Consider the following 18,440-nt stretch of genomic DNA (forward strand, 5'->3'; position numbering starts at 1 on the left):
TGTTACAACAGTCCGCCGATATTTGTCTTACTGGCAGCGGGCAGAGGTTTTACGGTTTCTCCGTTCTGTATGTGGTGTATTCCGGCGGACACGACCAGTTCTCCGGGTTTCAGTTCATCGGATGTGATGATGCAGCGTCCGTCACTCATCAGGCGCACTATGGTTACTTCGCGGCGGCTCACCTTATTGTCGGACGGGGTGTATACAAATACACCGGCCTTGCCGTCTTTCTGCAGAATGGCATTGCAGGGTACGGACATACTGTGGGTATCGTCATTATCGCAACGGATGGTAACCATTGTATTCATGCCGGGCGAAGGAACGGGTTGTTTGTCCGCAACCAGTTGCAGGCGCATGGTGTACAGTTGGTTTGCATTGGCTTTGGGAGTGACGCTGATAAGCTTCAACGGGTAACTCCGGTCCGGATAAATGTCGAATGTGCAGTGATATTGGTTGAATTGCTCACGCCGGATATATTCGGCTGCAGGCAGATTTATCTCTACTTCCGGTGCACCGCCACTAATCATGGACAGGACAGGCATGCCGGCGCCTATTGTCTCGTGCGCTTCGAACAGACGTTTTTGTATATAGCCGTTGAAGGGAGCGTAAAGGCGGGTGTAACCCAGCTGGTCTTTGTGGTGCTGATATTTGGCGGTGATTTGTTTCAGTCCGTACACAGCCTTGTCGTTGGCGCTGGGAGTAGTCCCGTTCTCTTTGTACAGGGCCATTACGCGTTCCGCTTCCGCTTTTATCTGTTTGTATTCGGCTTCTGTGGCGTCCAGTTGTACTTGGTAGTCCGTCGGGTCCAGTTCGGCAAGCAACTGTCCCACTTGTACACGGGCGCCGTCTTTTACATATATCTTCCGGATAGTTCCGCTTACCCTGAATGCGAGGCTGATGTCCTGTGCCGCTTTTACCTTTCCGGGATATTGCAGATAGGTCTGTCCGTTGGCGGAAGTAACCGTATCTATTTTTACAGTCTGGTATTCTCTTGCATCTTTCGTGCTACTGTTGCAGGATGCAAGTAAGCATGTGGTAATGCTCGCTAAAACCCAATAAATTCGTTTCATAATTTACAGTATATTAGTTTTGTGACAAAACTACTCAGTAACCGCTATATAGAAAAGGTTTATAAGGTTTATAAACTGTTCTGTTTATGACATCCTGATAAGGAAAAACAGACCATTTCCGGTTTATTATGTTTTCTGGTATTCGGCAGGCGTCATTCCCGTCATTCTCTTGAAGAATTTCGAGAAGAAAGACGGATTGGGAAAGTTCAATTCATCCGATATTTGGAAGATTAGCAGGTCGCTGTGCTTCAGCAGCACTTTTGCTTCGAGAACAACGGATTGGTTGATCCATTGCATTACCGTCTGTCCGCTTGCCTCACGTATAATGGTGCTCAGATAATGAGGGGTCAGGCATAGCTTGTCGGCATAGAAGTCGACGGAACGTTCTTGCTTGCTATGTTCGTTTACAAGGGCTATGAAACGGCGGAATATTTCTTCCCGGCGCGAAAGGCGCAGGGGAGTGGTTGTGCGCGTTTGCTCGTAAGTATACTTAAGATTGTAAAGCAGGGAAATGATGAAGTGCTGTACGGTTTCACGACGGTAGGGCGAGGAATGGAGTATATTCCACAGCAGGGTAAAAAACATCTCCGCCTGTGTCCATTCTTCCTCATTAAGTGACAGTACGATACCGTTTCTCGTGTAAGTTTCCGACAGGATAGAACCGGGCAGGGCGGGTAGAAAATTACAGGCGGGCACTATGACTTGAAAATCGTAGTCGGGACTGATTTCAAGTAATTCTATCAGGGAGTTGTCGGGGATTATAATAATTTGATGAGCGGATACTTCGTATTCGATAAGGTTGATGGAGATTCGTCCTGTTCCTTGCAGAATACGGATGATTCGTCCTTCTTTGGCACGGTAGGGCTGTCCGGTATGGAACAACTTGCTTCCCATTTGTATGAAACTGATAACCATACCCAAATCATCGTTTATAAAGCGATATTCCAGGTGGTTGATGATGTCCAGCTTATAACGGATATCATCGAATGCAACGCTTATAGGTCTGTTCTTTTCCATGTTTATAAATAGTAAGTAATTCAGTGGTAAAGATAATAAAGTATTCATATCGTTTGCCTTTTTCTACAAAAAGCCGTACTATTGGAACATCTTTGCCAACAAATAGGTTGTAAGCATACTAAGTTATGCGTCTATCTTTGCATTGTGCTAAATAAATAAGAAACAGATATGGATATGAAACAAGTAATTCTCTCTTTAACCTTTCTTCTTACGGCTACGTTGGCTCACGCCCAGCTTACTTTGGATGAGTGCCAACGTCAGGCGCAGGTTAATTATCCGTTGGTACGCCGGTACGGACTGATAGAAAAGGCACGTGAGTATGACCTTTCCAATGCCGGAAAGGGATATCTGCCCCGGTTCTCTTTGTCGGGCAAGGCTACGTATCAAAGTGATATAACGCAACTTCCCGTCGAAATACCGGGTATCAATGTAAAGACCGCTCCCAAAGACCAGTACCAGGTGATGCTTGAATTGCAGCAAACCATTTGGGACGGTGGGGATATCCGTAACAGGAAACGTCTGACACGTGCGGCATCGGATGTGGACATGGAAAAGCAGAATGTGGATATGTACGCGTTGAACGACCGCGTCAACCAGTTGTTTTTCGGTATCCTGTTGCTGGACGAACAGCTGAAGCAGAGCCAACTTTTGCAGGATGATTTGGGAAGAACGCACAAGCAAGTATCAAACTATATAATAAACGGTATAGCCACTCAAAGCGATTTGGATGCCGTCAGTGTGGAACAACTGAATGCCAAACAACGCCGCATCGAGCTGGAAACATCGCGTCAGGCATACCTAAACATGCTTTCCGCTTTTATGGGACAGGAAATCCCTTCCGGAACTACTTTGCGGAAGCCCGTACTGGAAGATACGGGTAGTATGGCAAACGGAATGAATAACCGTCCCGAACTTCGCCTTTTTGAGGCTCAGGGAGAACAGCTCAGAGTACAGGAATCTACGCTGAATGCAAGGGTAATGCCACGTTTCGGGCTTTTTGTACAGGGCGCTTATGGCAATCCGGGTTTGAATATGCTGAAAGATGAATTTGATGCATATTATGTGGCAGGTATACGTATGTCATGGAACTTCGGCAGTCTGTATACTCTAAAGAATGACCGCCGCAGGATAGACAACAGTCGCCGGCAGATAGAAACCGGCAGAGACGTGTTTCTCTTCAATACCCGTTTGCAGGCTACGCAGCAGGATGCGGGTGTATGGTCCATGCGCAGGCAAATGGCGAATGACGATGAAATCATCCGTTTACGTGAGAATATCCGCCGTGCAGCCGAAGCCAAAGTAGAGAACGGGACGCTGACCGTCACCGATATGCTCCGTGAGATAACCAATGAAAATCTGGCGCGCCGTACCAAGGCATTGCATGAAGTGCAGCTGTTGATGAATATCTGGCAGTTGAAATATACTTTAAATAATTGAGACTTTAGAATTGACAGTAACAATAAAATCCTATAATATGAAATCATTTAAATTATTGCCGGTATTGTTCCTTCTTGGCGCTTGCAGTAGCGGCACGCCCGAATATGACGCTACGGGAACTTTTGAAGCTACCGAGGTTATAGTCTCTGCCGAAGCGTCCGGAAAGATACTCGGTTTGGATGTGGAAGAAGGTACGACCTTGAAAGCCGGGCAGGAAGTCGGCATCATCGACACGGTTCAGCTCTATCTGAAAAAACTTCAGCTGGAAGCCAGCGCCAAGTCTGTGGAAGGGCAACGCCCCGATATTCTGAAACAGGTGGCGGCAACCAAAGAACAAATTCTTCAGGCGCAACGCGAGCGTGACCGTGTGGCCAATCTGCTTCGTGTAGGTGCGGCTAATCAGAAGCAATTGGATGACGCCGAATCGCTACTTAAAGTACTCCGCAAACAACTTACCGCTCAAAACTCCACGCTGCGGAACAGCGACCAAAGCCTGACGTGGCAGAGCTCGTCGGTAGGTATCCAGGTCGCGCAGATGGAAGACCAGTTGAAGAAGTGCCATATCATTTCCCCGTTGACAGGAACTGTTCTTGCCAAATATGCAGAAGCGGGAGAACTGGCGGCACCGGGCACTCCGTTATTCAAGATTGCTGATATGGAACAGATTTATCTGCGCGTCTATATCACTTCCGAACAATTGTCCGAAGTGCAGCTGGGGCAGAAGGTGACAGTCTATTCCGATTATGGTAAAGATGTAAGGAAAGAATATCCTGGAATTGTCATTTGGATTTCGGACAGTTCCGAGTTTACTCCCAAGACGATTCTTACGAAAGATGAGCGTGCCAATTTGGTATATGCCATTAAAGTGGCTGTGAGAAATGACGGTATGTTGAAAATCGGAATGTATGGAGGAGTGGATTTTAACGACTGATAATGTATAGTTAGTATTTTGTAATTCATCATTCAACAACGTCATGAACTTTGCAGTAACTGTCGATAACGTCTTTAAGCGTTACGGCCGGGTGGAGGCCTTGCAAGGCGTCTCTCTCTCCGTCCGTCCGGGTGAACTTTTCGGAATCATCGGGCCTGACGGTGCGGGGAAAACGTCACTGTTCCGTATTCTTACCACTTTGTTGCTTGCCGATGAGGGTAAGGCTACGGTATGTGGATTGGATACGGTGAAAGATTATAAGGCTATCCGCCAACGGGTAGGGTATATGCCCGGACGTTTCTCTCTCTATCAAGACCTGACGGTAGAAGAAAACCTGAGTTTCTTCGCTACGGTTTTTCATACTACCATTGAGGAGAATTATGATTTGGTGCGTGATATCTACCGACAGATAGAACCTTTTCGTACACGTCGTGCCGGGGCCTTGTCCGGTGGTATGAAGCAGAAGCTTGCCCTTAGTTGCGCGCTTATCCATAAGCCGGATATTCTTTTTCTGGATGAGCCTACCACGGGGGTAGACCCTGTTTCTCGCAAAGAATTTTGGGAAATGCTCCGCCGTCTCAAAGAACAGGGTATCACCATCATAGCCTCTACTCCGATTATCGACGAGGCACGCCAATGCGACCGTATTGCCTTTATCAATGAAGGCCGGATACATGGTATTGATACTCCCGGCCGTATTCTGAAACAATTTGCGGACATACTTTGTCCTTCGGGACTGTTACACGAGAAAGCGGATAACCGTGAGAATCATGTAATCGAAGTGGACGGACTGACCAAACGTTTCGGTACGTTTACGGCTGTCGACCATATTTCCTTCAAAGTACGCCAAGGTGAAATCTTCGGCTTTCTGGGTGCCAATGGAGCCGGTAAGACTACCGCTATGCGTATGCTCACAGGTTTAAGCTATCCTACGGACGGCAAAGCTTGTGTCGCAGGCTTTGATGTTGCCACCCAATCCGAAGCCGTGAAAAAGAACATCGGTTATATGAGTCAGAAGTTTTCCTTGTATGAAGATCTCAAAGTATGGGAAAATATCCGCCTTTTTGCCGGTATCTATGGAGTGCCCGAAACCGAGATTGCCTCGAGAACAGATGAACTGCTTCTACGTCTGGGACTGGAACAAGAGCGTGATACGCTCGTTAAGAATCTGCCGCTGGGGTGGAAACAGAAGCTCGCTTTTTCGGTCTCCATTTTTCATCATCCCAAGATTGTTTTTCTGGATGAACCTACGGGCGGTGTCGATCCTGCCACCCGCCGCCAGTTTTGGGAGTTGATTTATCAGGCTGCCGATCAGGGTATCACTGTTTTTGTCACAACCCATTTTATGGATGAGGCGGAGTATTGCGACCGTATTTCTATCATGGTGGACGGTGTAATCCGTGCGCTTGATACTCCCGACAGACTGAAACAACAGTTTGGAGCGGCTACCATGGACGATGTTTTTCAACAGTTGGCCCGTGAGGCTGTAAGAGCGGCCGATTGATACAGATATAAAATTCAAAACTGATTGTGATATAACCATGAAACAATTCATAGCTTTTGTCCGAAAAGAATTCTTTCACATCTTCCGCGACCGGCGTACGATGCTGATTCTGATGGGTATGCCCATTGTGCAGATTATCCTTTTCGGCTTTGCCATCACTACGGAGGTAAAGAATGTGCGTGTTGCCGTTCTCGACCCTTCCAATGATGTCGTAACCCGGCGCATTATCGACCGTGTGGATGCCAGTGAGTATTTCACTGTTATCCGCCGTCTGCATTCCCCCGAAGAAGTAGACCGTTTTTCCAGGAGCGGGGATATTGATATGGCAATAGTCTTTAGCGAACGTTTCTCGGACAATCTCTACACCGGTGAGGCCGGAGTACAGATTATTTCCGATGCCACCGACCCCAATATGGCTACCATGCAGGCCGGATATGCCACAAATATTATCTCTATGACGGGACAGGAGATGCTTCCGCCCGGAGTACGCGCCTCTGCCATTGTGCCCCAGGTCAAGCTGCTTTACAATCCGCAAATGAAGAGTGCCTATAATTTTGTTCCCGGTGTTATGGGCCTTATCCTGATGCTGATTTGTGCAATGATGACTTCTATCTCCATAGTACGCGAAAAGGAAACGGGAACTATGGAAGTGCTACTGGTTTCTCCCGTAAAACCGCTGTTTATCATCCTTGCCAAAGCAGTGCCATACTTCGTTTTGTCATTTGTCAATCTGATAACGATTCTGTTGCTCTCTGTCTATGTTCTTCATGTGCCGGTTGCGGGCAGCCTGTTTTGGCTGATTGTAGTGTCATTGCTTTTTATTTTCGTATCATTGGCTTTGGGACTGCTCATTTCTACCGTAACCCGTACGCAGGTAGCTGCTATGCTGGTGTCCGGATTAATGCTGATGATGCCTACCATGCTGCTTTCGGGAATGATATTTCCTATCGAGAGCATGCCTGTTATTTTACAAGGTATTTCTACTGTGATTCCTGCGCGTTGGTATATTCAGGCGGTACGTAAATTGATGATAGAGGGGGTGGATATATCACTGGTGCTGACCGAAATCAGTATACTGACCATTATGGCGGTATTTCTGATAACCGTTAGCTTCAAGAAATTCAAGAACCGGTTGGAATGATGCCGTTTCAATTGTATTAAGTATATAAGATGTGTCATGACCGTAGAGTATAAACAGTAGTATCCTTATGATTAAATATCTGATAGAAAAAGAATTCAAGCAGCTGTTTCGCAACTCATTCTTGCCAAAGCTGATTTTCATATTCCCATGTATGATTATGATATTGATGCCTTGGGCTGCCAACTTGGAGATAAAGAATATCAATCTGAATATTGTGGATAATGACCATAGTGTTGTGTCACGCCGTTTGGTAGATAAGATCGGCGCTTCCACCTATTTTCGTCTGACAGCGCTTCCCGATACTTATGATGAGGCTTTGCTGGGTGTTGAAAAAGGTACGGCAGATGTCATTTTGGAGATTCCCCATGATTTTGAAAAAGATTGGATAAACGGTAAAGCGCCTCGTTTACTTGTCGCAGCCAATGCTGTAAACGGAACAAAAGGAAGTTTGGGCGGCTCTTATCTGTCTTCTATCATCAGTGATTATGCCCGTGAATTAAGGTCGGAAACACCTGTTAGAACATTAGCGGGAAAACCGCTTCCCCGTATCGGCATCTCTACCTTGAATCTCTATAACCCCACTCTGAACTATAAGCTTTTCATGATTCCTGCACTTATGGTTATGTTACTGACATTGATTTGCGGTTTTCTTCCCGCCCTCAATGTAGTGGGAGAGAAAGAAGCGGGGACTATTGAACAAATCAATGTGACACCGGTCAATAAATTCACGTTTATCGCTGCTAAGTTGATACCTTATTGGTTGATAGGATTTGTGGTGCTTACCATTTGTTTTGTCCTTGCCTGGTTGCTTTATGGAATTTTGCCTGCCGGACATTTTCTCACAATCTACGGTTTCGCACTGATATTTCTTCCGGTGGTTTCCGGTTTTGGCCTGGTTATATCCAATCATTCGTCAACGTTGCAGCAAGCCATGTTTGTCATGTGGTTTTTTATGCTCGTACTTATTTTAATGAGCGGTCTTTTTACTCCTATTCATAGTATGCCCGAATGGGCGCAATGGATTACCCGTATCAATCCGTTAAGGTATTTTGTAGAAGTAATGCGTACGATATACCTTCGCGGCGGTGGTTTCGCCGAGTTGCTTCCTCAACTGGGGGCTCTGCTTGCTTTTGCCGCAGTAGCCAATATCTGGGCGGTAAAAAGTTACAGAAAAAGCAATTGAAAAGGGGATACCGCCTTATTATTCCTATCACCTTTTTTATTACCTTTACACGCGAATTAATAAATATCTTATACCAAAATGGACACACAAAACTCTTACCTCGCTTCAAAGCCGCATTATGAAATTCTTGACGGGCTTCGTGGCGTAGCCTCTGTAATGGTTGTCGCTTTCCATCTGTTGGAAGCACATTCCGGCGGCAGTCATTTGGAGCAACTTATCAATCACGGTTATTGGGCGGTGGATTTTTTCTTTATGCTTTCCGGTTTTGTTATCGGTTATGCTTATGACGACCGTTGGAATCGGATGAGTGTCGGTACTTTCTTCAAGCGGCGTATAATTCGTTTGCATCCTATGGTTATAGTGGGAAGCATTATAGGTGCGGTATTCTTCTATTTTCAGGAGTCACCATGTTTTCCGGCTATTCAGAACACATCAGTCGGAACCATGTTATTGGTGATGCTGTTGGGATGTACTTTGCTTCCGCTTCCTCTGAAGTGGGACATTCGCGGTTGGACGGAAATGCATCCGTTGAACGGACCGGCCTGGTCGCTCTATTACGAATACATAGGTAATATTCTTTATGCGCTGTTCATCCGCAAGTTCAATAAAACAGCTTTGTCCGTTTTGGTTTTGGTGGCGGGATGTTTTACGGTGCACCGTTGCCTAACTGCACCTATGGGAGATATTGTCGGTGGCTGGGCATTGAACTGGGAGCAGCAATATGTAGGGCTTGTCCGGCTGATGTATCCTTTCTTTGGCGGATTGCTGTTATCCCGTTTAGGATGGCTGGTTCATATTAAAAAGCGGGCGTTCTGGTGGTGCAGTCTGATGATTGTGATAGTTATGGCTTTCCCCCGTTTGGGCGGTGAAAATCACTTCTGGATGAACGGGCTTTATGAAGCTTGCTGTATTCTTTTTATTTTTCCTGTGATTGTTTCTATGGGAGCGGGTGGCAAAGTGACCGGTAAACGCTCTACCGCTATATGCAAATTCCTGGGAGATATTTCGTATCCGGTATACATAACACATTTCCCGTTGGTATATACTTATACGGCTTGGGTATGCAACCATAATGCAACTATCGTAGAGAGTATTCCTTATATGATATTGACCTTTATCAGTGCTTTCATTCTTGCCTATGCCTGCTTGAAACTCTATGATGAGCCTGTGCGCAAATGGCTGACAGACCGTTTTCTGAAAGGAAAAAAGAAATAGTCAAAATACTGATCCGATACATGAATGCCCCGATGCAAAGATTTGCACCGGGGCATTCTCTAATTACCGATTACTTTATTTTACGTCAATGAATTTTTTAGTTTTTTCCTTTTCCTGCTCGGTGAATTTCGGCAGATTGATATTCAACACACCGTTTTCCACTTGAGCGGAAATCTTCTCTTTGTCGACGTCGTCCGGAAGGATCATTGTCTGTTGGAATTTGGAGTATGAGAACTCGCGACGCAGATAGCGACCTTCTTTCTTTTCATCTTTATTGCTCTCTTCCTTGTTTTCCGTTTTCTTCTCCATGCTGATGACCAGATTGTTTTCTTCATCGATATGTACGTTGAAGTCTTCTTTTGTCATTCCGGGAGCGGCCAACTCTACTTTGTATTCTTTTTCCGTTTCAAAAACGTTGATGGCTGGAGCGGTTGCATTGGCTTTTACCATCCAATCGTTATCAAAGAAATCGTTAAAGATACTTGGTAACCAATTCTGAGTTCTTCTTACAGGCATCATAATCATAGTCTCCTATCTTTTAAAAGTTATACATTCGGTTTATTCCGAACTTCGGTTCTCAACGCTTTTCAATGTCCGTCTTTCGGCTTTCATTATTTACGTCTTGAACCGTCGTTCACCTACTATATTGCAAACCTCATGCCAGCAAGCTTATACTGACTTTATTGACTAATTGTCATTGAATGGCTGACTATTTTACTTGTATAATGCCAATGTTGCTATCTTTTTATTTAAAATTGATTGATTTTTATACTAATTTAAAACGCATCCGCCAACGCTTGCTTTCTTCATCCCAGTCGTGGCTGATAATTTTGAAAGTTCCTATCTCGGAAGTATTGGCAACATGTGTACCGATACAAAGGCATTCGTCATAATCACCGACTTTTACTATACGTACGGTTTCCGAAGCATCTTCCGGTAACCGTTCCAAATCGAACCTGCCCTTAGCTTCTTCCTGAGTGATGAATTCGGTAGTGACGGGCAGGTGCCGTGCTATCACTTCATTAACCGCTTCTTCCAGGCTCTTTATTTGCTCTTCCGTAGGGCAGGCGTTCAATCGATAATCCAATTTGCTTTTCTTACGCTCTATATGAGCGGAAACAGAGCGGCCGCAACCGAATAATCTAATCATTGTCTGATTAACGATATGTTCGGTGGTGTGCATGGGCGGGTATTCCTGTTTGTTGTGCTCGTTGAGTTGAATTTGTTGTTCCATAAGCTCTTCTTTCAAAATGCTATATACATGTATATCCGCATACTCTCCCGAAGCCAACAATTCTCCGGCACGTTCCGTTCCTTCCAGACGGAAACCAAGCCGGACGGGAATGCCGTTACTTGCGGTATTGCCTGTGGCGCAACGGATTTGTATGCGTTTTATATCTTTGGCTTCGACCGCCCATTGGCACAGGCGGCGAACACAGGCGGTCATAATTCCTTGATGTTGATATTCGGGCAATAACCAATAGCCGATTTCCGTACGATGATTGGCGAAGTCGGAGAAATGGAAACCTACCAGTCCGCAAATTTCATTTTGTTTATTCCAGATGCCGAATATCGGTTCGTAGCTGTCGGCAGGGACGGAGAGAACTCCTTTCAAAAAACTTTCCTCATCGGCCGCGGATTTCAGGTTGTCGACAAACGGCAGCCAAGTGCGCATATAGTCGCGATGGGTATCAATGGCATGATATATGGCGGTGGCGTCCTCTATCGTCACCTCACGCAATGAAATGTCCGGACGAATTTCGAAGGATATATTTAAATGATTGAAAGGCGTTGTTTCTTTCCGTGCATTTTGTATTCTATCTTTGATTTTGCCCCAGGCGCGTGTATCGAACAGGCAGCTTTCGCGCATGGTGTGATACATTTCCTTGAATCGGGACATAGGTATGGTAAAGCTTAGTAAATCCGCCTCAAAATAAGGACGGACAGACGGATCGAAGAATCCTATAAACGTTCTTTTGCCTTGTTTCCGATTTTCAAGAACCGTTTGCGTCACAACAGAGCAACAGCCGGAACCGAATGGTGCAGAAACCATGTCGAACGCGTTACTGTCGAAAAACGCCCACGTGGTCAATCCGGCTAATACGTCGGGAGTTGCAAGGAACAGTATGCCTTCCGCTTTGTCGAAAGATGCCAGATTATCGATTCGTGTAAAGTGCAGCCAGGCTTTTTCGGCTTTAGGCACTTGTATCTCCTGTATGAAGTCGACAACCATTTCAGGCGTTTTCTTGTACTTCTCTTTCAAGGAAACGAAGCCGGGTACATGCTCCGGCATATCTGTAAATCCTGTGTAAAACTTGCCGCCACCGCAGCCTATTGTTTCCGCGTTGAGGCTGATTGTCTTTCCGCTCCTGACCTGCGCCATGCTTTTAAAGAAGCATCCGCTTACTTTCTCTGTCGGAGCTTCCGGCCGGTCGGAGTACCAGAAAGCGATGGGAAGTTCGGTTTGCTGTCCGAATGCTTCCCGGTAATTGTTGATAAATGTATCTATATCCATTTCCTTCTATTTTTCCGTAAAGATAATTAATATTCCGGGATTTTCATTTCCGGCATATGAAAATGCAATGACGCGAAGGGAAAACAGGGGTGCTGAAATGTACGGGCATAAAAAAAGGAGTACCGCTGTACTCCAACCTTTGTTAACCTTAAATCTAATACTATGAAAAACACATTGCAAAGATACGGACAATTGGGAAATCTGCAAATTATCCAAGAAAAAAAGCATGTTTTATAACACTTCTTATAAAATCATACTTCTTGCTATATGTTTTTTAAGGATTTCAGCCTTTGGCTTCCTGATACATGAAGCGTTTGATGCTCTTTTTGGCTGTCTTTTCAAATTCCTCAAAGTGTATTTTCACTTTAGTAATCTGGCAATATGCCGGCAGCAGTTGGTTCAACTCATTCCGGTTGGCTTCCATTGCTTTCTCTATATCGGCTTGCTGCAAGCCATGGGCAAAGGCGTCGTCAAAGTCGGGATATATCAGGGCTACGAGTTTGTCGTGTTGCAATACAATCAATGACTCTGAAACGTATGGCATATTGTTCAGTTTGCTTTCTATCTCTTCGGGATAAATGTTCTGTCCGCTGGAAGTGAGAAGCATATTCTTACTGCGTCCGCGTACGGTGACATAGCCGTCGGCATCCATCGTGGCAAGGTCGCCTGTGTGCAGCCAGCCGTTGACGTCTATTATTTGAGAAGTGGCTTCTGCATTCTTGTAATAGCCCAGCATAAGGTTGGTTCCCCGGCAGATAATTTCGCCCGCTACGTGCTGAGGGTCGGGAGAGTCTATCTTTACTTCCATACGGGTGGTGGCTTTTCCGCAAGAAGCGAGCTTCAGGGTTTCCCAACGGCTGGAGCAGATGATAGGACCACATTCCGTCATACCGTAGGCAATGGTATAGGGGAATCCTATCTGTTTGAGGAAACGTTCCACATCGGCATTGAAAGGCGCGCCACCGATAATGATTTCATCGAAGTTACCGCCGAAAACATCCATTGCTTTCTTGCGCATATCGGCCTTTATCTTGTCATTGACAATAGGCATCCGCAGCAATAGTTTACCGATTTTGTTGTCTATAAGAGGCAGGATATTTTTCTTGATAATCTTCTCTACGATGAGCGGTACACAGGATATGACGCGCGGCTTGATTTCGGAGAATGACTGTGCGATAATCTTTGGCGACGGCATACGGGTAAGAAAGTAGAGGTGCGCGCCTGCCGAGAAGCCGTAAAGGAAATCGTATACCATACCGAAAACGTGTCCCAAAGGGAGCATGGATACGATATGGTCGCCGGGACGTACGGACAACATCTCGTGGCAGTAGGCTATGTTGGACCATAAACTGCGGTAGGGCAGCATTACGCCTTTGGAATAGCCTGTGGTGCCGGATGTATAATTGATGACCGCCAACTCTTCGGGCGACTGTTCCTTGCGGTAGCAGATATGTTCGGGACGGAAGTTCTTGGGATAACGTGAGCCGTAGATGGCGTTTCGATGCTCGAACGCTTCCATGAGCCGTTCATCCCGGCAGACGACCGGAGTGAAATCCGTCAGCAGGACGACTCCCATAAGCAGCGGCATGGCTTCTTCGTTCAAGTTCTCCCAAGCCTGGTCGCCGACAAAAAGGAGCTTGGCTTCGGAGTGGTTGACGATATTGTGTATATTGTCTGCCTTGAACTCGTGAAGAATAGGAACAATTACGGCACCATAAGTCACTGTTGCCAGAAAACAGACCGCCCAATGAGCGCTGTTACGACCACATACGGCTATTTTATCACCGGGCTGAATACCGGCGCTTTCCAATACGATATGAAATTTTGCAATTTTACGGGCAACACCTTTATATTGTAGAGTTATTCCTTTGTAGTCTGTCAGGGCATTTCTGTCCCAGTTTTGTACGATGCTTTGTTCGATATAGTCAATGAACCGTTGTTCTTGTTCCATGCGTATATTTGCACACTTTAGTTAAAACTGCGCAAATATAGGGCTTATAGTGATGCAAAGCAAATGCTTTGAAGTTTTTTTCATGGGAGAACACTCTCCCTTATTTCCTATTCTTTGGTCTTTTCAGAAATAAGCAGCAGCTTGTCTCCCACATGAAGTTTCAGACTGCCGTTGGGTATCAGGTATTCGTTGCCGCGCTTCACTATCATCACAAGAGTTCCCTGAGGCAGGTTCATATCTTTGAGCGTATCACCTTTCGTATCGAGTATCTCTTGGGTGACGGTAACATCGCGCAAGTCGGAATCGATATCTTCGGGCAGTTCTACTCCGAAGTCATTACCCGTCTTTTCCATCGGGGTGGAAAGTCCCAGCATACACGCTACTTTTGAAACGGTAGTACCTTGAATGACGAGGGACAGAATCGTGATGAAGAACACGATATTGAAGATTACATCCGCACCGGGCACACCCGCTACCACCGGATAAGTGGCGAAGATAATGGGAACCGCACCGCGCAGTCCCACCCACGAAACGAAGAACTTGGATTTCAGATTGATGCGTTTCCCGAATGGAAGCAGGCAGAGGAATACACTGAGAGGACGTCCTATCACAATCATAAATACGCCGATGAGCAATGCCACGCAAGCCACCCCGAGCATTTCGTGCGGGTTGACCAGCAGGCCGAGACAAAGGAACATGATTATTTGGAAAAGCCATGTCAATCCGTCCATAAACGTGTAAATCTCCTTGCGGTACATGATTTTGTTGTTTCCTACCATCATGCCGGCAATGTAGACGGCCAGATAGCCGTTGCCCTTCATCAGGTCGGTGATGGAGAATGTGAAGAACACGAACGACAGCAGCAGAATGGGATAAAGCGACTGGTTGTCTATATTCAGCTTGTTCAGCATAAGGATGGCCAGTTTTCCCAACAGATAACCTGCGGCGGCACCCACAATGAACTGTATCACAAAGGAGAGGGCTATCTGTGAAACACCCATTCCCGAAGACTGGATAAACTGAATCAGCACGATAGTCAGCATATAAGCCATCGGGTCGTTACTACCGCTTTCCAACTCCAGCATAGGACGCAGGTTGTGTTTCAAATTCATCTTTTGCGAGCGCAGGATGGCGAACACCGACGCCGAGTCCGTGGACGACATGGTAGAAGCGAGCAACAGGGATGTGATGAGCGGCAGATGAATATTGGTCCAGCTCATGCCCGACAGCCACCATATGAATAATCCGGTAAACAATGCCGTCAGCAGTACGCCGAAAGTGGACAATACGATACCGGGAGAGAGAATGGGCTTGATTTCGGTGAACTTGGTGTCCATACCGCCCGAAAACAGGATGATACTTAAAGCTACCATACCGATGAACTGCGCCTCTTTGGCATTGTGGAACTGCAATCCGAGCCCGTCGCTTCCGAAGAGCATACCTACCACAAGAAAAAGCAACAAAGCGGGAACTCCGAAGCGATAGCCTGTCTTGCCTACGATGATACTGACGAAAAGTAAAATAGAACCTACGAGTAGAATGTTTTCGGCTGTAAATAACATAAGTATTGTGTTATAAAGTTGATTATAGAATGTTTTATGTACCTTGGTGTACAAAGATATTTATTATTGGTAACAAATACAAGACTTAATTGGTTCAATTAAATTTCAATACAAAAGTAGTCTCTTTCCCGGGTATCAGAGATATGTTTCCGCCGGATAAGCGCATGATTTGGCGGGAGATGCTCAACCCGATGCCGCTTCCGTTTTCTTTGGTTGTGAAGAAAGGGATGAAGATATGTTCAGCAATGTCCGGGGGGATGGCAGGGCCGTTGTTGGATATTTCAATCAGCACGGCTTCGGCTTCGTTGCAATAGGCGCGTATGTCGATGTGCTTTTCGTCCGCTGCGGAAGGAGACATTTCAAAGGCCTGTATGGCGTTCTTCAGTAAATTGATGATAACTTGCGAAATGAGGTTCTCATCCGCATAGAGTATCAAATCATCGGGGACGATGGAAATATGGAAACAGGCCGGAGTATCGGGATATTGATGCCGCGCCAGTTCCACCATACGGCTGATGAAGCCTTTGAGATAGAATAAAGACGGTTCGGGAGTAGGGATACGCGTAAATCTGCGGTAGGATTCTACGAAAGCGAGCAGTCCCTTGCCTGTGGAGCTGATGGTTTGCAGACCGTTGCGTATCTCTTCTTTTGATATTTTCGCTTCGGTCAGTTCCAGTAGCGTGTCGCTCAGGGAAGTGATGGGGGTTACGGCGTTCATAATCTCGTGGGTCAGTACGCGTGTAAGGCGTATCCAGGAGTCTATCTCTTTTTCGTCCAACTCGTTGTTGATGTCGTTCAGGGCGAGGATGCGCAGGTGCTCCCGGCGGACGGTGATATCGCTGACGCGGATGGAAAGGTTCACGGTGCCGCGTTCGTTGCTGAATGCCGCCTGGAACTTGTCGCCGGCACGGCAGGCGGTGAGCATATCCATCAGGTGATTGTCCACACGTGACAGTTGGCGGACGTGGGTAAATACTTCCAGCCCGAGCAGATGCAGGGCTTCGTTGTTCTTTTGATAGATGGCTCCGTTGTCGTTCAGTACGACGATGCCGGTATTTACGCAGTCGAGGATAAGCTCGTAGTATTTCTCTTGTTGGGCGGTTTCGCTTTTTACATTATATAAGATGCGGGCTACACGGTTCAGGGAACGGTTCATGAGGCGGCTGTCTTCGGTTCCGTCCGTTTCGGAGAAGTGGATGGCGGTGTCGTTGTTTTCAATGGCATCGAGCATGAAGAGGACTTTACGGGTATGGCGGCGGTACAACCGTTGCTGCCAGCGTACTGTCAAAGGAAGAAGCACGGTGAAGCATACAGCCCAGAACAGAGGGGTGTCAAGACCATGCGATTCCGGAGACTTCAGAAAAAACAACGTCCACATTATTCCGGCGGCCACAGCTGTGAGCAGACTGATAACAGTCCGGAAAATATAATATTGATTTATATCCTTGTATTTCTTAAAGTCCATACTTTTTCATTTTATTGTAAAGCGTCTGCCGGGTAATGCCCAGTTGAGAGGCTACGGCCGAAAGATTGCCGCCGCACTTGTCCAGCGTCCGGCGTATCATTTGCTTTTCCATGTCTTCGAGGGTGGATACGGGCATTTCCGGTGTTTCGTTTCTGCGTTGCAACTGGAATAATCCGGCGGATAGGAATGTGCCGTCGCAGATGATAACGGCTTTTTCGATGGCGTGCTCCAATTCGCGGATATTGCCGAACCAGGGATGCAGCATCAGCTTCTCGCGCGCCGCATTGTCCAGACGTAAAGGCGATTTTCCGTATTGTTTGCAGAAGCGGGTTATGAAACGTTCTGCCAGCGGAATTATATCTTCCGGCCTTTCCCGCAGCGCAGGGATCTCAAGATGGATGGTGTTGATGCGGTAGAGCAGGTCTTCACGGAATTCTCCTTTGTCCGCCATTTCGGACAGGTTGCGGTTGGTGGCGCAAATAAGGCGGATGTCTATGGGGACAGGCGTATTGCTGCCCACCCGTACGATGCTGCGACGCTGAATGGCTGTCAGCAGTTTGGCTTGCAGATGATAGGGGAGATTGCCGATTTCATCAAGAAAGAGCGTGCTGTGGTCGGCGACTTCGAACTTTCCGGGGTGGTCGGCATGGGCATCGGTGAAAGAGCCTTTCATGTGTCCGAAAAGCTCGCTTTCAAAAAGGCTTTCGGTGATGGCGCCCATATCCACGCTTATCATTTCCTTGCGGCGGCGTGTGGAAAGGGCGTGTATTTCGCGGGCAAGCATCTCTTTGCCCGTACCGTTTTCACCGGTGATAAGGATATTGGCGTCGGTGACCGCCACTTTTTCTACCAGCATGCGAAGTTGCTGCATGACGGGACTTTCTCCCCAATACATGGAAGAAGCGGCGGTGGCGGATTCAGCCGTTGCTTTCTTTTTCTTTTCGGATGCAGAGGTGTTCTGTGCGGCGTTCAGCAGAGTCTCTACCAACTTTCCGTTATCCCAGGGCTTAACGATAAAGTCTGTTGCACCTTCCTTTATCCCGCGCACGGCAAGGTCTATGTCGGCATAAGCGGTGAACAGTACTACGGGGAGTTCCGGATATTGCTTCTTTATTTCGCGCAGCCAGTAAAGACCTTCGTTTCCGGTGTTGATGCCGGACGTGAAATTCATGTCGAGCAGCACTACCTGCCATGTATCTTCGTGTAAAGTGCAGGGAAGGGTAACCGGTGAAGAAAGGGTGGTTATTTTATCAAAATAAGGTCTCAACAGCAGTTGCAAGGCGGTGAGTACGCCGCGATTATCATCAACGATAAGAATGTTTCCGGATTTCTTCATGGCAGCACAGTGTCTTTTTATATTTGTGAGGACAAATATATTCTATTTTCCCGAGAAAGAGGGAAAGAAAAATAATAAATTGGGAATACCGGAGCATATCATGCCTTGGTATG

14 protein-coding genes and 1 pseudogene are annotated in these 18,440 nt (G+C 46.6%); 6 read left to right on the plus strand and 9 right to left on the minus strand.

Translation table 11 applies throughout. The features are described from left to right. Positions 1 to 2: 2 nt before the first annotated feature. Together BHV73_RS06590 and BHV73_RS06595 are read right to left on the minus strand one after the other, a co-directional pair. On the minus strand, positions 3 to 1,070 hold the full coding sequence (locus BHV73_RS06590; RefSeq protein WP_087412014.1) for an efflux RND transporter periplasmic adaptor subunit: 1,068 nt from the start codon (positions 1,068 to 1,070) through the stop codon (positions 3 to 5). Between the two features lie 126 nt (positions 1,071 to 1,196). Further along, positions 1,197 to 2,087 carry a helix-turn-helix domain-containing protein gene (locus tag BHV73_RS06595; RefSeq protein WP_206422506.1) on the minus strand — a complete coding sequence of 297 codons (891 nt, stop codon included), beginning with the start codon at positions 2,085 to 2,087 and terminating at the stop codon, positions 1,197 to 1,199. A 168-nt stretch (positions 2,088 to 2,255) separates the two neighbouring features. On the opposite strand from BHV73_RS06595, the gene BHV73_RS06600 reads away from it, so the two are divergent. From BHV73_RS06600 to BHV73_RS06625, 6 genes are all read left to right on the plus strand, one after another. Next, positions 2,256 to 3,524, plus strand: a complete 1,269-nt coding sequence (locus tag BHV73_RS06600; RefSeq protein ID WP_286737399.1) for a TolC family protein — start codon at positions 2,256 to 2,258, stop codon at positions 3,522 to 3,524. 37 nt (positions 3,525 to 3,561) lie between these two features. After that, positions 3,562 to 4,455 carry an HlyD family secretion protein gene (locus BHV73_RS06605; RefSeq protein ID WP_087412011.1) on the plus strand — a complete coding sequence of 298 codons (894 nt, stop codon included), beginning with the start codon at positions 3,562 to 3,564 and terminating at the stop codon, positions 4,453 to 4,455. Positions 4,456 to 4,498: 43 nt separating this feature from the next. Beyond that, positions 4,499 to 5,959: an ATP-binding cassette domain-containing protein gene (locus tag BHV73_RS06610; RefSeq protein ID WP_087412010.1), complete on the plus strand. Its 1,461-nt coding sequence runs from the start codon at positions 4,499 to 4,501 to the stop codon at positions 5,957 to 5,959. A 37-nt stretch (positions 5,960 to 5,996) separates the two neighbouring features. Then, on the plus strand, positions 5,997 to 7,100 hold the full coding sequence (locus BHV73_RS06615) for an ABC transporter permease (protein WP_087412009.1): 1,104 nt from the start codon (positions 5,997 to 5,999) through the stop codon (positions 7,098 to 7,100). Between the two features lie 67 nt (positions 7,101 to 7,167). Beyond that, positions 7,168 to 8,283, plus strand: a complete 1,116-nt coding sequence (locus BHV73_RS06620) for an ABC transporter permease (RefSeq protein ID WP_087412008.1) — start codon at positions 7,168 to 7,170, stop codon at positions 8,281 to 8,283. A 78-nt stretch (positions 8,284 to 8,361) separates the two neighbouring features. Beyond that, positions 8,362 to 9,498: an acyltransferase family protein gene (locus BHV73_RS06625; RefSeq protein ID WP_286737403.1), complete on the plus strand. Its 1,137-nt coding sequence runs from the start codon at positions 8,362 to 8,364 to the stop codon at positions 9,496 to 9,498. Between the two features lie 75 nt (positions 9,499 to 9,573). Here BHV73_RS06625 and BHV73_RS06630 read toward each other — a convergent pair whose 3' ends face one another. From BHV73_RS06630 to BHV73_RS06660, 7 genes and pseudogenes are all read right to left on the minus strand, one after another. Next, positions 9,574 to 10,017, minus strand: coding sequence for an Hsp20/alpha crystallin family protein (locus tag BHV73_RS06630; protein WP_181986722.1), 444 nt, complete (start codon positions 10,015 to 10,017; stop codon positions 9,574 to 9,576). Between the two features lie 247 nt (positions 10,018 to 10,264). Beyond that, positions 10,265 to 10,732, minus strand: a complete 468-nt coding sequence (locus tag BHV73_RS06635; protein WP_286737470.1) for an alanyl-tRNA editing protein — start codon at positions 10,730 to 10,732, stop codon at positions 10,265 to 10,267. Positions 10,733 to 10,879: 147 nt separating this feature from the next. Then, positions 10,880 to 12,013, minus strand: a pseudogene (locus BHV73_RS06640) (GNAT family N-acetyltransferase); the annotation flags it as partial. 283 nt (positions 12,014 to 12,296) lie between these two features. Next, entirely contained in the window at positions 12,297 to 13,964 is a 1,668-nt protein-coding gene (locus BHV73_RS06645) for a long-chain fatty acid--CoA ligase (protein WP_087412005.1), read from the minus strand. Positions 13,965 to 14,071: 107 nt separating this feature from the next. Next, positions 14,072 to 15,526, minus strand: coding sequence for a potassium/proton antiporter (locus tag BHV73_RS06650; RefSeq protein WP_087412004.1), 1,455 nt, complete (start codon positions 15,524 to 15,526; stop codon positions 14,072 to 14,074). Positions 15,527 to 15,620: 94 nt separating this feature from the next. Continuing rightward, on the minus strand, positions 15,621 to 16,991 hold the full coding sequence (locus BHV73_RS06655; RefSeq protein ID WP_022218914.1) for a sensor histidine kinase: 1,371 nt from the start codon (positions 16,989 to 16,991) through the stop codon (positions 15,621 to 15,623). Further along, a complete protein-coding gene (locus BHV73_RS06660; protein ID WP_087412002.1) occupies positions 16,981 to 18,327 on the minus strand; it encodes a sigma-54-dependent transcriptional regulator in 1,347 nt (448 codons plus the stop codon). The genes BHV73_RS06655 and BHV73_RS06660 overlap by 11 nt, the downstream gene beginning before the upstream one ends. Positions 18,328 to 18,440 lie beyond the last annotated feature (113 nt).

This window comes from Bacteroides sp. 44_46 (genome assembly GCF_001915465.1).
In the GTDB taxonomy this organism is placed as follows: Bacteria; Bacteroidota; Bacteroidia; order Bacteroidales; family Bacteroidaceae; genus Bacteroides; species Bacteroides clarus.